This is a genomic window from Zhouia amylolytica AD3 (genome assembly GCF_000511935.2).
Taxonomy (GTDB): domain Bacteria; phylum Bacteroidota; class Bacteroidia; order Flavobacteriales; family Flavobacteriaceae; genus Zhouia; species Zhouia amylolytica.
This window is the reverse complement of sequence record NZ_AYXY01000019.1, coordinates 957,071-971,372: the sequence shown is the minus strand read 5'-3', so window position 1 is coordinate 971,372 and position 14,302 is coordinate 957,071. Positions and strand designations below refer to the sequence as shown.

Annotated in this window: 17 protein-coding genes and 1 rRNA gene; 9 read left to right on the top strand and 9 right to left on the bottom strand. The window is 36.0% G+C overall.

Annotated features, from left to right (window positions below; all coding sequences use genetic code 11):
* Positions 1-37: 37 nt before the first annotated feature.
* From rrf to P278_RS08975, 4 genes are all read left to right on the top strand, one after another.
* Positions 38-145, top strand: a 5S ribosomal RNA gene (rrf, locus tag P278_RS08990).
* A gap of 100 nt (positions 146-245) precedes the next feature.
* Positions 246-1,550: a serine hydrolase domain-containing protein gene (locus tag P278_RS08985; protein WP_051413483.1), complete on the top strand. Its 1,305-nt coding sequence runs from the start codon at positions 246-248 to the stop codon at positions 1,548-1,550.
* 14 nt (positions 1,551-1,564) lie between these two features.
* Entirely contained in the window at positions 1,565-2,188 is a 624-nt protein-coding gene (gene trhA, locus P278_RS08980) for a PAQR family membrane homeostasis protein TrhA (protein ID WP_038265568.1), read from the top strand.
* 101 nt (positions 2,189-2,289) lie between these two features.
* Complete coding sequence (locus P278_RS08975) at positions 2,290-2,853, top strand: REP-associated tyrosine transposase (protein ID WP_038265188.1); 564 nt, start codon at positions 2,290-2,292, stop codon at positions 2,851-2,853.
* Between the two features lie 139 nt (positions 2,854-2,992).
* On the opposite strand, the gene P278_RS08970 is transcribed toward P278_RS08975, so the two are convergent.
* Entirely contained in the window at positions 2,993-3,421 is a 429-nt protein-coding gene (locus tag P278_RS08970; protein ID WP_038265186.1) for a DUF4268 domain-containing protein, read from the bottom strand.
* Positions 3,422-3,426: 5 nt separating this feature from the next.
* Positions 3,427-4,098 carry a ZIP family metal transporter gene (locus P278_RS08965; RefSeq protein ID WP_038265183.1) on the bottom strand — a complete coding sequence of 224 codons (672 nt, stop codon included), beginning with the start codon at positions 4,096-4,098 and terminating at the stop codon, positions 3,427-3,429.
* A gap of 123 nt (positions 4,099-4,221) precedes the next feature.
* On the opposite strand from P278_RS08965, the gene P278_RS08960 reads away from it, so the two are divergent.
* Complete coding sequence (locus P278_RS08960; RefSeq protein WP_235444268.1) at positions 4,222-5,379, top strand: THUMP domain-containing class I SAM-dependent RNA methyltransferase; 1,158 nt, start codon at positions 4,222-4,224, stop codon at positions 5,377-5,379.
* 14 nt (positions 5,380-5,393) lie between these two features.
* Entirely contained in the window at positions 5,394-5,627 is a 234-nt protein-coding gene (locus P278_RS08955; protein WP_038265180.1) for a hypothetical protein, read from the top strand.
* Positions 5,628-5,630: 3 nt separating this feature from the next.
* Here the strand turns inward: P278_RS08955 and P278_RS08950 are convergent, their stop codons facing one another.
* The 3 genes from P278_RS08950 to rlmD are packed head-to-tail and all read right to left on the bottom strand — an operon-like array spanning position 5,631 to position 8,293.
* On the bottom strand, positions 5,631-6,374 hold the full coding sequence (locus P278_RS08950) for a DUF6048 family protein (RefSeq protein ID WP_038265178.1): 744 nt from the start codon (positions 6,372-6,374) through the stop codon (positions 5,631-5,633).
* On the bottom strand, positions 6,355-6,861 hold the full coding sequence (locus tag P278_RS08945) for a DUF6452 family protein (protein ID WP_038265176.1): 507 nt from the start codon (positions 6,859-6,861) through the stop codon (positions 6,355-6,357). The genes P278_RS08950 and P278_RS08945 overlap by 20 nt, the downstream gene beginning before the upstream one ends.
* A 10-nt stretch (positions 6,862-6,871) precedes the next feature.
* The gene (rlmD, locus tag P278_RS08940) at positions 6,872-8,293 is read right to left on the bottom strand and encodes a 23S rRNA (uracil(1939)-C(5))-methyltransferase RlmD (protein ID WP_038265175.1); all 1,422 of its coding nucleotides are present in this window, start codon (positions 8,291-8,293) and stop codon (positions 6,872-6,874) included.
* Positions 8,294-8,389: 96 nt separating this feature from the next.
* Here rlmD and P278_RS08935 point away from each other — a divergent pair, with 96 nt between their 5' ends.
* Positions 8,390-9,349 carry a helix-turn-helix transcriptional regulator gene (locus P278_RS08935; RefSeq protein ID WP_038265173.1) on the top strand — a complete coding sequence of 320 codons (960 nt, stop codon included), beginning with the start codon at positions 8,390-8,392 and terminating at the stop codon, positions 9,347-9,349.
* A 138-nt stretch (positions 9,350-9,487) separates the two neighbouring features.
* Entirely contained in the window at positions 9,488-10,732 is a 1,245-nt protein-coding gene (rocD, locus tag P278_RS08930) for an ornithine--oxo-acid transaminase (protein ID WP_038265170.1), read from the top strand.
* Between the two features lie 28 nt (positions 10,733-10,760).
* Here rocD and P278_RS08925 read toward each other — a convergent pair whose 3' ends face one another.
* Both P278_RS08925 and P278_RS08920 read right to left on the bottom strand, forming a co-directional pair.
* Positions 10,761-11,087: a DUF2752 domain-containing protein gene (locus P278_RS08925; protein WP_161808356.1), complete on the bottom strand. Its 327-nt coding sequence runs from the start codon at positions 11,085-11,087 to the stop codon at positions 10,761-10,763.
* 79 nt (positions 11,088-11,166) lie between these two features.
* Positions 11,167-11,442: a CD225/dispanin family protein gene (locus P278_RS08920; RefSeq protein ID WP_038265161.1), complete on the bottom strand. Its 276-nt coding sequence runs from the start codon at positions 11,440-11,442 to the stop codon at positions 11,167-11,169.
* Between the two features lie 230 nt (positions 11,443-11,672).
* On the opposite strand from P278_RS08920, the gene P278_RS08915 reads away from it, so the two are divergent.
* Positions 11,673-12,266, top strand: a complete 594-nt coding sequence (locus P278_RS08915; protein WP_055725816.1) for a DUF6134 family protein — start codon at positions 11,673-11,675, stop codon at positions 12,264-12,266.
* Between the two features lie 108 nt (positions 12,267-12,374).
* Here the strand turns inward: P278_RS08915 and P278_RS08910 are convergent, their stop codons facing one another.
* On the bottom strand, positions 12,375-13,907 hold the full coding sequence (locus tag P278_RS08910; RefSeq protein WP_038265155.1) for a bifunctional GNAT family N-acetyltransferase/carbon-nitrogen hydrolase family protein: 1,533 nt from the start codon (positions 13,905-13,907) through the stop codon (positions 12,375-12,377).
* A gap of 132 nt (positions 13,908-14,039) precedes the next feature.
* On the bottom strand, positions 14,040-14,237 hold the full coding sequence (locus P278_RS16425) for a YgaP family membrane protein (RefSeq protein ID WP_316930411.1): 198 nt from the start codon (positions 14,235-14,237) through the stop codon (positions 14,040-14,042).
* Positions 14,238-14,302 lie beyond the last annotated feature (65 nt).

Here is a 14,302-nt window from a genome sequence, read left to right as displayed (position 1 = left end):
TACCTCATTAGAGTTGGCTACAAGTCAATCAAAGACTTAAGGTGGTTACAGCGGTGGGGCTCACCTCTTCCCATTCCGAACAGAGCAGTTAAGCCCACCAGCGCAGATGGTACTACGAAAGTGGGAGAGTATGTCGCCGCCTTCTTTTAGAAAACCCTTTATCACTACGATAAAGGGTTTTTTTATACCCGAAATCTAGCGATTACCCAGAGATCTTTTTAAATTGCACGGAAAGAACTGTGCCAATGAAACTTCACATCAATCTTTTCTTTATCCTTTTATCTGGTAGCTTAGGATTTGCTCAGGATCATTCTAAAGAATTAGTGTATAATACTCCAAATAGTCAGGGACTTGATAGCGCCTATATTTATCATAAAGTAGATTCTATAATGACCAGGGGAATACAGGAAAGAGCATTTCCGGGTGCCCAGCTCCTTGTCGCTAAAAACAATGCCATTATTTATCATGAAGCTTTTGGTTATCATACCTATGATAGTCTTCAGGCAGTATCTAAAAAGGATCTGTACGATTTAGCTTCTGTCACCAAAATAGCCGGACCGCTACCTGTTTTAATGCAGCTTCACGATCAGGGAAAATTGGATTTAGATCAAAATTTTAGTTACTATTGGAAACCCTGGCGGCATAGAAAGGATAAAAAGGATTTAACGGTACGTGAGGTTTTGGCTCATCAGGCAGGGTTAGAGCCCTATATTGTTTTTGCCTCGAAATTGATACGTAAAAATGGAAAATTGAAAAGAAGATTTGTCCGTCATCACTACAGCCACATATTTTCAGTTAAAATATATGATTCATTATACCTTCATAATAGATTCTATAGAAAAATGAAACGTATCATAAACAGATCAAATGTTTCTGATGAAAAGAAGTATAAGTATTCCGGATTGAGTTTTCTTTTGTACCCTGAAATTATTAAAAATATAACAGGTGTTGACTATGAAGATTATGTTACCGATAGTATCTACAGACCTATGGGAGCTAACACCCTAATGTTCAATCCTACAGGGAAGTATCCTGATAGCCTAATCGTGCCAACAGAGATTGATAACATATTTAGAAATAAAACGGTGCATGGATGGGTTCATGATGAAAATGCGGGTTTAATGGGAGGAGTATCCGGGAATGCTGGTTTGTTTGGCACAGCCCTGGATTTGGCTAAACTCATATATATGTACCAAAATATGGGAGTTTATGGTAACAAGCGCTATATTTCCGAGGGCACAATGAAAGAATTTACAAAAGCACAATATGCAGAGAATGATAATAAAAGGGCATTGGGATTTGATAAACCGTTATTGAACAATAGTGAATTGAGTATCTCCCAGGCATCCCCGGCACCCGAGGTAAGTCCTAATAGTTTTGGACATGGAGGCTTTACAGGAACTTATGTATGGGCAGATCCCGATAATAACTTGCTATTTATATTTCTAAGCAACCGGGTTTATCCCAACAGATCACATCGGGCTTTGTATAACTTGAATATTCGCCCCTCTCTACAGCAGGTTTTTTATCGTGCCGATGAACATGAATGATGTATCTTTGTATCATGGATCAGACAAGAAAAGAGGAGTTTTGGAACGCGATGTCACATGGAGTAGGGATTATTTTAGGTATCATTGGCCTGGTCTTTTTACTCCTTACAGATTCTGATAAAACACCGTATAGTACACTCAGTATAATTTTATATGCGATTTCAGTTATCGTTTTGTTTTCTGCATCAACTATCTATCATGCGGTGGAAGATTTAGAGCTCAAACAAATGTGGCGGAAAGCAGATCACATCAGTATTTATTTTTTGATAGCAGGTACTTATACCCCTGTTTCCCTGATAACCCTTGAGAACGGATCGGGATGGTTGATATTCGGTGTGGTATGGGCAGTGGCCATATTAGGCACGGTTCTAAAGGTTTTTTTTACTGGTAAGTATGAAATCTTTTCTTTGTTATTATATCTCTTCATGGGATGGCTAATTATTTTCGATATACAGGATTTGATTGCAAATGTTTCCCAACTGGGATTAAATCTATTAATGTTAGGTGGAGCCTTTTATACCCTCGGCACAGTGTTTTATGCCATAAAAAAAATACCATATAATCATGTTATATGGCATTTCTTTGTCTTGGGAGGTGCAGTGTCGCACTACTTCTTTATTTTACTTGAGGTTATTTAAAAATTGAAAAAGAAATCTTCAATATCTCTGCTACCGCACGAATCCTTTCGTGTGGTAGATTAAGCTAAAAAGGCACTAAACATTTTTATTATATTTAGAGTATGAGCAGGAATTATAAATTTCATAATCCCGAAGGCTTATATTTTGTAAGTTTCGCGGTAGTAGGTTGGTTAGACGTTTTTACCCGTAATGAATACAAAAATATTTTATTGGATAGTTTGTCATTTTGCCAACAAAATAAGGGAATGGAAATTATAGCATGGTGCATCATGTCAAATCATGTACATTTAGTGTTTAGAAGTATAAAAGGAGAAAAATCAGAACAGATATTAGGTGACTTTAAGCGCTTTACAAGCAAGACATTTGTTGAAGCTATAAAGGATAATATTCAGGAAAGCAGAAAAGAGTTTTTGTTAAATGAATTCAAGAAAGCAGCAAAAAGGTCATCTAATGTTAAGAATTATCAATTTTGGAGACATGACAACAAACCTATTGAACTATGGAGCAACAAGGTTATCAAAGAAAAGATAAATTACATTCATCAAAACCCTGTAGAGGCTGGATTGGTATTTAGACCAGAAGATTATGTCTATAGCAGTGTGGTGGATTATGCGGGAGAAAAAGGTTTAATAGAGAATGTAGTTGTCTTTACACCTTATGATTAAGGTTTAATTCAGACCACACGAAAGAATTCGTGCGGTAGCGAGGAAGTGCTTAAAATTAAAAATAAAAAAGCAGTTAGAAGGGTAATTCTTTTAGTCATACATTAGAGCGATTAGTTTGCTCTAATATAGTACATTTTCGTTAAGATTTTATAAAGTCCTCAAAATCAGTATAGAATTCTTCGAATTTTTGCATGGTTTCATTTAAGAAAACCATAGTTTCCTGCCAGGTATTTTTATTATGTATACAGACATTATCTAACTGCACGTAGACTCTCGAAATTTCTTTGCCATTTTCTAAAAAATAAATGTCTTCATAAATGGCTTTTGGAAGGTAATTCTCGGTTAATACTTTTTTTAAAGATTCTAATTTCTCATAATATTTAATCCTGTTCTCAAGATTGTCATCTTCAATGTCCAGGGAAACGATTGCTTTTTTGGTATCGAAATGAAATTTAAATGAAAAGTCTTTGATTTTGGTATTATATAGAATCCATTTTCTGGGAAAGGATTTGCCAAATGATATCCAGAACTCTTGTCTTATTTTTTTTGATTCTTCTCTGCTAAACATTGCCCCTAAATAATGTATGCTGTTAATATACCAATAATAATGACCACAAGTTTATTGGCATTGAACTTATGTCCTTCCGAACTTTCAAAAAGAATGATAGTTGATATATGAAAAAAGATACCTATAACCACTGCTGAGATCTGAGTATAATAGGTTTTAAAGAATGGTACTATCTCCGATAAAAAGGTTCCTATAGGGGTCATTAATGAAAATAATATTAGAAAGCCCGCTACCTTACCCTTTGATATCTGGGCTTCCAAAAAGAAGGTCGTTAAAATAATGGCAATCGGTAATTTGTGAACGATAATACCATATACCAAACTGTCATGACTATGTATAGGGAACCCTTCCAGAATGGCATGAATACTTAAACTGATAAATAATAACCAGGGAAAATGCAGCTTTTCACTCTGATGGTGCATATGTCCATGCTCAGCTCCCTTCGAAAAGAATTCCAGAAATATTTGGAGTAAAATCCCTGCCATAATGCAAATTCCAATCGTTTTTGCATTACCATGATGATAAACCTCGGGAAGGAGGTCAAATACTGTTAATGAAAGTAAAAATGCACCACTGAAGGCTAATAATAGTTTTAATGATTGTTTTAATTGAGGTTTAACTAATATTACAAAAGCAAAACCCGCAAGAACAGTAACGATCGGTAATATGTAATTCATTATATCGATAAGCTTCAGATGTGTAAGCAGTGTTTATTTATAAATGGAAAAACTAAACTATTTTAGAAGAACTAAAATAAGCAGCTAAATTAATGTATTTTTGCCTTTTTACAGACGATATTTATGAGTAATAATTATAAAATGGTAGCCAAAACACTTTTTGGCTTTGAAGAATTACTAGCCAAGGAATTGCGTAACCTTGGAGCGCTAAATGTAACCAAGGGGGTTAGAAGTGTGTACTTTGAAGGAGACAAAGGGTTTATGTACAAGGCAAATTTAAGTTTAAGAACAGCGCTTAAAATTTTAAAGCCCATAAAGAGTTTCAAAGTTTTTAATGAAAAGGATTTATATAATAAGGTGCAAAGTATAAACTGGAGCGAATACCTCTCTGCTCAAAATACCTTTGCTGTAAATGCTTCTGTTAATTCTAAGGCGTTTACACATTCTCATTATGTGGCACTAAAGGCCAAAGATGCTATCGTAGATAAATTCAGAGAACAGGAGGGAGTAAGACCTAGTATAGATCTCAAACATCCGGACTTAAGAATAAATGTACATATCCAGGAAAAAGAATGTACCATATCTCTTGACAGTTCGGGCACCTCATTACACCAAAGAGGTTACAGACTGGCTACTAATATGGCACCTATCAGTGAAGTTTTGGCAGCTGGAATGATCTTGATGAGTGGATGGGATGGGCAATCTGACTTTTTTGATCCGATGTGTGGTAGTGGTACATTGGCGATCGAAGCTGCAATGATAGCTTGTAATATACCTGCCAATATTAATAGAAGAGAATTTGGGTTTGAAAAATGGAGGGATTATGATGAGGAATTGTTTGAAAAAATCACAGAGAGTTGTCTGAATAAAACACGAGAGTTTCACTATAAGATATATGCCTCTGATAGCTCAGCAGCCACCTTGCTCAAAGCGAAAGCGAATGCCAAAAATGCTAACCTAAATGAATATATAACATTTGACAGGAAAGACTTTTTCAATTCTGAAAAGCCGACAGAAGAAAAGTTGCATATTGTATTTAATCCACCATATGATGAACGTCTTGATGTAGATATTGAAACGTTTTATAAAAGTATTGGCGACACGCTTAAGCAAAATTACTCAAATACTGATGCCTGGTTTATTACCGGGAATATCGAAGCATTAAAACATGTAGGGTTGAGACCTTCTAAAAAGATTAAGTTGTTTAATGGTAAGCTGGAAAGTCGCTTGGTTAAGTACGAGATCTACGAAGGAAGTAAAAAAGCAAAGTATAATAAGTAATAGAAATAAGCAGTATGAAACTTAAAAATAAAGCACTCTTATACAACTTTATCGGATTTTTAATTTTCTTTTTGATCATACGATTTTCACTGCATGCATTTACCAGTATAAACTATATAGTTATAGCGCTGGTAGCTGGTTTTGGGGCTATTTTTTTAGCACCCAAATTTGCGGTGGTATACCATGGGAAAAAGGAAAAATTAATGATGAAATGGATTTTTATGAAAGGGGTAAAAGAGATTGAATAAATACTACTTTTTACCCTCTTTATCTTCTTTTTTACTTTTTTTCGCTTTTTTGAATATAGGAACGAAATAAGTCAAAGAATAGTTGTATCCGATTCCGAAATTACTACCATCCGTAACTTTGTTGAAACCCGGAATGTATAGGTTTGGGAATTGAGTTGCTTCGGTTTGGTTAACAAGGTAATTTAATCGTACGCTGGCTCCCAGATAAACATTCTTTAAGACCTCGGCCTTAACACCAAATACAAGTTCAGCCCACTGGGCGGTTAAACCATCATATTCCCCAAGGAGGTTCTCACCTGAAGTGGTTCCTTCATTCCAGTATTGATCAACATTGTAGATTCTGTAATCTAATAATTCCTGGGTAAAGGTACTAACCCCAACTCGAAAACCTGTATAAATTAGATTTTGCATTCCATACCAGTTCTCATAGGTGTTATAATCTATTCCTGCTTTAATATATGAACCTGTGGTGTTGAAATTATAAAGGTCCTCTTCAGTAAACTTCTCTTCAGAGCCGATTTCAGCAGCAAGGTATAGCTTTCTTGAAATTCGGAAGTCTCCTACCAGTTCGAGGCCTTTATAATTATCATCAAGCATTGCTCGTACTGGTTTACTTAAATCTATTCCAACCCGAAGTCCATATTTATCTTTATGAACAACAGAATCTTTTTGAATTAATTTTTCTTCCTGAGCAGAAAGCAGGACACAACACAATAGAAAAGAAATATTAATGAAATATCTGTACATGCGCTTGATTTTGATTTTCTATATCTGTTGAAATAATACGAAGGCGAGAAACCCAGCCTTCAGTGCCACTGTCAGGTGTGTACCCTAAATTATTGTAATATGATACGTAGCCACAACCTCTTGAAATAAATACTTCTTCAGTCCCATAATTGAAAGTTAAGGTATCGATGACTCCGGTTTCACTACCTGTTTCATCAATTGCTGAATCCATAATAAATACAAATGAACTGCTGTTGGCAAAAGATTTTAGAGGAATGGCTACGGAATCTGTAGTACTTAATGGCCAGGCATCAGTTTCCTGACCAACTCCTATAATTCTTAAATTGTTAACCAGTTTAGTTTCCTGTGGGTTGTCAGCATCGTAAAAGCGAATAACCAAGTTTGGTGTTATCGCTGAGTCAGGAGGACAAATATCATCTTTTTCACAACTTAGAACCCCAATAAAAATTAGAAGGATAATTAATGCAGGGAGGAAAATTTTCTTCATTTAAACACTTTTATATATTCTGCCTTTTTTCCAAAAGTACAACATTTTCTACATGATGTGTTTGTGGGAACATATCTACTGCCTGCACTTTAGTTACTTTATACATTTCATCCATTAGAGCCAGGTCTCTGGCTTGTGTAGCACTGTTACAACTCACATAAACCACTTTGTCAGGAGCTATATTTAAAATCTGTTGCACCACATCTTTATGCATCCCATCCCTTGGAGGATCGGTAATAATGACATCCGGCAATCCATGTGTATTTATAAACGCTTCGTTAAACACATTCTTCATGTCTCCCACAAAGAAATCAACGTTTTCGATACCATTTAATTGTGCATTAGCTTTGGCATCTTCGATGGCTTCCGGTACAGCTTCAACACCAATTACCTTCTTAGCATTTTTAGCTACGAATTGTGCAATGGTTCCAGTCCCGGTATACAAATCATATACCAACTCGTTACCTGAAAGGTCTGCAAAATTGCGAGCTACCTTGTATAGTTCATATGCCTGATCTGAATTGGTTTGGTAAAACGATTTTGCGTTTATTTTAAATCTCAGGCCTTCCATTTCTTCATAAATATGATCACGACCATGGTAAAGTACTACTTCTTGATCGTAAATGGTATCGTTGGCTTTCTGGTTAATAATGTATTGTAGGGAGGTTATTTCCGGAAATTCTTGTTTTAAATAATCCAGAAGCAGCTCTCTTTGATCTTTATTATCATCATAAAACTGGATCACGACCATGATTTCTCCGGTAGAAACAATCCGAAGCATTAATGAACGGAGTAGTCCGGCATGTTCTCTCGGATTAAAAAACGTCAGGTCATTTTCGTTTGCAAAATGTTTGACGGCCAATCTAATAGCATTTGAGGGGTCTTCCTGTAAATGACATTTCTTCACATCGAGAATCTTATCCCAAGCTCCAGGAATATGAAAGCCTAAGGCATTCCTACTATCGATTTCATCTCCACTTTCAATTTCCTCTCGGGTAAGCCATCGCGCATTACTAAACGCAAATTCCATTTTGTTTCTGTAAAAATATTGCTTTTCAGAACCTAGAATAGGAGAAACTTCCGGGAGCTGTATATGTCCCAAACGCTTTAAATTATTCTCAACTTCTTTTTGTTTGAAGAATAGTTGATGCTCATATCCCATATGTTGCCATTTACATCCTCCACAAACACCGAAGTGTTCGCAAACAGGTTCTGTCCTTCTATCGGATAGAGAATGAAAATTAATGGCTTCCCCTTCTAAAAATCCACGACGTTTTTTGAAGATCTTAACATCTACTATATCACCTGGAACAGCATTTTTTATAAAAATAACGCGTCCCTCATCCGTTCGTGCAACTGCTTTTCCTTTTGCACCTGCATCAATCACTTCTATTTGTTCGAAAACAACGTTTTTATTTTTCTTTCTACTCATGCCGCAAAAATAGCAAAGTTTGAATGATAATCAGAGATAGTTAATAGAGCTTTTTCCGATTAAAGCGGTCTATATAATTTATATCTTTGAATTACTATGAACCGATTTGATCGCATTACTGCTATTTTAATTCAATTGCAGTCTAAAAAAATTATAAAAGCTCAAGACCTGGCAGAACGATTTGAGGTTAGCCTGCGTACCATTTACAGAGATATTAGAACTCTGGAAGAGGCAGGTGTTCCACTTTATGGTGAGGCAGGGATGGGCTATTCCATTGTGGAGGGGTATCGATTGCCTCCTGTTATGTTTAGTAAAGAAGAGGCAACCGCCTTTGTGGCTGCTGAGAAGTTGATGGAAAAGTTTTCTGATCATGCCATAAGAAGACATTTTCAATCGGCAATGTTTAAAGTGAAATCTGTTTTAAGAGGTACTGAGAAAGATTTGGTGCAAAGTTTGGAAGATCATATTCTTGTTAAACAGCGTAGAGAACAAAAGCCATCGGTTGATAATGTTCTTGAATTGCTGTTTAAAGCCATTGCCGAAACCAAGGTGTTGGAGATCTCATATGCCGGATTTGCCAAAGAACATATTGTAAATAGGGTAATAGAGCCTGTTGGGGTTTATCATGAGAATGAATATTGGTATACGTTAGCCTATTGCCAATTAAGGAATGACTACAGAAACTTTAGAATCGACAGGGTTAGAGATATAAGCATGTCTGAAATAAACAGGGTGTCAAAACAAATAACACTGGAAGAATATCAGGAAGTATACGCAAAGAAAAATCAAAAAAAGGATGTTCAAAAGGTAATTATTAGGGTTGAGAAATCGGCTGTTCCTTATATTCAAGATCAAAGGTGCTTTTATGGATATACTTCAGAGAGAGATTTGGGAGAAATGGTGGAGATGACTTTTTTTACACCCTGGGTGAAACAAGGTTTTCTGCGATGGTTTTTGATGTTTGCAGATCACGCGGAAATTGTTGAACCTCATTCCTTAAAAGAAGATCTGAGCGTTACCATAGACAAGATTTCAGAAAAGTTGAAAGCGTGTTAGTTAAATCTTAAAGGTGTTCTAAATTTGAAGTACAGACTATGGTGTTTCGAATAAGATTTACTAATTTGCACCCACTACAAAGGATGATTTCTCTCCAGAAGAAGGAATTGCTAAAGTATCACATTAAAAAATCAAGTAATGGCAGTAATGGAAAAATTAACCTCTCAAGATGCAATTGCTTTAGAAAATCAGTATGGAGCACATAATTATCACCCTTTACCAGTGGTGTTAAGTCGCGGTGAAGGCGTATTTATGTGGGATGTTGAAGGAAAAAAATATTATGACTTCTTATCTGCTTACTCAGCAGTAAATCAAGGGCATTGTAACCCAAGAATTGTCGGAGCCATGGTGGAACAGGCAAAAAAATTAACCTTGACTTCCAGAGCTTTCTATAACGACATGTTAGGTGTATTTGAAAAGTACGCCTCAGAATACTTTGGGTTTGACAAATTGTTGCCAATGAACACGGGTGCCGAAGGTGTTGAGACGGCTATTAAAATTTGTAGAAAATGGGCCTACGAAAAGAAAGGGATTCCGGAGCATGAGGCTAAGATTATTGTTTGTGAGAACAATTTTCATGGAAGGACAACAACGATAATTTCTTTTTCAAATGACGAGGATGCCAGAAAGAACTTCGGACCCTATACACCTGGATTTATTAAAATACCTTATAATGATATAGAGGCTTTAAAAACAGCCCTTAAGAGCGAGAAGAACATAGCCGGATTTTTAGTTGAACCGATTCAAGGGGAAGCAGGAGTAAACGTTCCTGATGAAGGATTCTTAACAAAGGCTAAAGAAGCATGTACAGCGCATGAAGTGTTGTTTATTGCGGATGAAATCCAGACTGGAATAGCTCGTACCGGGAAATTACTGGCAGTCGACCATGAAAATGTAAAACCTGATATGCTTATTCTCGGAAAGGCATTGAGTGGAGGCGTTTATCCTGTGAGTGCAGTTTTGGCCGATGATGATATCATGAATGTGATTAAGCCCGGGCAACATGGAAGTACCTTTGGTGGAAACCCGGTGGCTGCTGCAGTAGCTATGGAAGCTCTAGAAGTCGTTAAAGATGAAAATTTGGCTGAGAGAGCAGAAACACTCGGGCAGCTCTTCAGAGAAGAACTTAATAACTACATAGAAAATAGTACCATTGTTAAACTCGTGAGAGGTAAAGGTCTTTTAAATGCTATAATCATTAACGACTCACCTGAAAGCTCAACTGCCTGGGATATTTGTATGGCGTTAAAAGAAAATGGATTGTTGGCAAAACCGACTCATGGGAATATTATACGATTTGCACCTCCTTTGGTAATGACCAGGGACCAGCTTCTCGATTGTGTTAATATTATTACCAAGACATTAAAAACATTTGAAAAATAAGATTCAAAACCGCCGAAAGGCGGTTTTTTTATGGAGCTAAATAATGAAATGGAGCCACTGGAATATTTCTAAATACCCAAAAAGAAAGAACAATAATTAATATAATTAGTGAAAACTTCGGGTGATCAAGAAGGTTTCTCTGAGGAGCTTTTTTATTTATTAGCTTAAAAAGGGATACATAAAGGTGATAGAGTAAAACAAAAGCTACCACAGGGATTAAAAGATTGTGTTTTAATCCATTCACCACATTACCATTTAAATAATCATGAATAGCTCTTTGTGATCCGCAGCCAGGGCAATGGAGGCTGGTTAATGAATGAAACGGACATTTAGGAAAGAAGTCAATTTGACTCAAACTCGGATCGTAATAAAAATATAGGGATAACCCGCCAAGGCAGATAATCCCTATTAAACAATATATAACTATTCTTAGATTAGTAGTTGCCATTGGCCATAGCAGCAAAGAATGCGAATCCAAAAATTGCAATGTACAATACCCAGAATAACGCAGCAACGGCTATTGAAACGATAGCCCAGGTTTTGGCATTTTTAGAAGCGTTTGCAGCGCGATCGTAATCGCCCATAGCATAAGCAGAGTCAACTTTGGTTGCATAAACAATACTAACAATGCCAGCAGGCAAGCAACACAAAATGGTACTAATAATAGATAACGCTAGGTAATTTTTTGGTTTTTCAGGCTTATTTTCCATAAAATTGGTTTGTGTTTGTAAATACTCACGCAATATTAAGAATATTATTCTTAAAACTGTAGCATAATAAGTTTAAATGATAGTATGGAATGGTGGTAAATGCAGATGAGTTTGGGGAAGCGACTGGTAATCATAACGAAACTCAGTTCTCTTCGCTTTATAGGCGGAAGGACCTAAAAGTTTCTTTTAATTAGGAAATACTAGTTAATTTTAATCAGTATATTTATCATATGCAACACTTAGGTTTTTATATCATATTCGTTTTAGCAATGTTGAATTTCCCGACTGAGGAGAAGGTGTCTTTTGAGGTACTTCACCGAGATAAATCTATCGGTGTTCTTGAAGCTGTAAAGGAGACCTATCATAAAGAAGTTGTGTATAATAACCATACCAGTATTGATACCCGAATTATTACAAAAATAGAGGTGAATTACGGCTACAATGTAACCTATGACAATAATGGATTGGTGGAGGCATCGGCTCAAATAAAATTTAATGGAAAAGAGCGTACCAATGCTCATACTGAGAGAAAAGGGAAGAATTATTTATTCTTTAAAGATAATAATGAGCCGGAAAAGTTAGATCAGGAAATCGATTACAGTACAGTTAAACTCATTTTTGAGGAGCCAAAAAATGTGAATCGTGTATATGCAGAGGAACACGGTGAATTTCATTCTATAAAAAGAATTGCTTCAAACACCTATCTTAAGACGAGTCCTGATGGTAAAGAGAATACGTATTATTACAAAAACGGAATTCTGGAGAAGGCAGAAATTGACGGAGGTGTTATTAAGTTTGTCATTAAGAGATTTCCCGATAGTTAGTCTTTAATATTCATTTTAGCTTGATGCAAGGGATCTGCACTTCGTGGTCCATTTCAACTCTTATTGTATACTATGTTTTTTAAGTGATAATCAAGGTTACCGCGTTTATTACTTCGTTATTTTTTTGAGTTCGAATAAATCCGTTCTACGATCTTTTAAGTTACGCACGCTACCAAATTGATTTAACTCTCTAAGTAGATCAATATCTACATCGGCAATGAGTATCATCTCAGTATTAGGTGTGGCTTCGGCTTTTATTCCATTCGTAGGGAAGGCAAAATCACAAGGGGTAAATACCATAGATTGGGCGAATTGTATATCCATATTATGAACTTTTGGGAGATTCCCCACACTTCCGGCTATTGCAACATAACATTCATTTTCTATAGCTCTTGCCTGAGCGCAATGCCTTACCCTTGAAAAACCATTTTGTGTGTCGGTTAAGAATGGAACGAATAAAATGTCCATGCCTTCGTCAGCTAAAATTCTGCTTAGTTCCGGAAATTCAGAATCATAACAAATTAAAATTCCTATTTTTCCACAGTCAGTGTCAAAAGTTTTAATCTCAGATCCCCCTTGCATTCCCCATACTTTTTCTTCGTCTGGAGTAACATGTATTTTTTCATATCGATCAATGGTTCCATCCCGTTTACATAAATAACCGACATTATAAAGTCTGTTGTTTTTAATTTCAGGCATGCTGCCGGAAATTATGTTGATGTTATAGCTTATGGATAATTCAGAAAACTTTTGAATAATGGTTTGGGTATGTTTTGCAAGCTCTCTTATGGCATCAGGTTCAGATAAATGATTGTTTTCGGCCATTAACGGAGCGTTGAAAAATTCCGGGAATAAGGCAAAGTCTGAACGATATCCTGAAACAGCATCTATAAAGTATTCTGCCTGCTGCATCAGCTCGTCAAGATTTTTATAAGGACGCATTTGCCATTGTATTAATCCCAACCGAACCACTTTTTTCCTTGTGGCCGCCTTTTTAGAGGGCTTTTCATAATAGATATTATCCCATTCCAATAAAACGGCAAATTCATTCGACGCTTCATCTCCTTCTAAGTAGCCTTTCAATACTTTAGTCGGGTGAAAGTCATTTGAAATTTGAAAGTTCAGAACGGGGTCATGAATCTCTTTTCTTTTTACCTTTTCTATATATTCTTTTGGGGTCAGCTCCTTCTGGTATTTGTGGTAATTTGGAATTCGCCCTCCGAAAGCAATACTTTTTAAATTTAACTTTTCACAAAGTTCTTTTCGGTAATCATAGAGTCGTCTACCCAGACGCATGCCCCGATATTCAGGTTTGATAAAAACATCGATACCATATAAAGTGTCTCCTTCAGCTGTATGGGTGTCAAAGGTGTAGTTTTTAGTGATATCTCTATAGGTGTGATTTTCGTCTAACTTATCTGAATCTATGATGATAGATAATGCGCAACCTGCTAGTTCACCATTGATTTTGATGACTACTTGTCCATCGGGAAACTTTTCAATTAAAGACTTAATATGGTGCTCTTTCCAATATGAGTCAGGCATTGTTTTATATGCCTCGATCATGGCGTCTTTGAGTTCCTGGTAATCTGAAAGACTTAAGTATTTTAGTTCAATATTTTCAATATCCTGCATTTTCATAACACTATGTACTTACTTAAAGTGAACCTTAAAAATACGTAAATTTTGTCTCCAATATACAGGCTCGATATAGCAAATATGAAACGTTCAGCATCTTTTTTTGTCTTGCCATGAATGAATGTAAAAAGAGCGTTATTTCTTTTTTGTTTTGCAGGTATTAATACCAAAGGGAAGATACAACGGACATAAACTACAAAAGCTGGTCAGGACAAATATCCCAGCAAGAATCAATAGAATAATGCCAAGGGTACCGGTTATATATCCATTAAAATATAGTAAAGCAATAGCAATTGCTATTAGTACTCTGATTAGCTTGTCAGTATTACCCATATTTCGTTTCATAATAAATATTATTGGTTAGATCTTTACAATTTAATGAAATTCAATTAAATAGT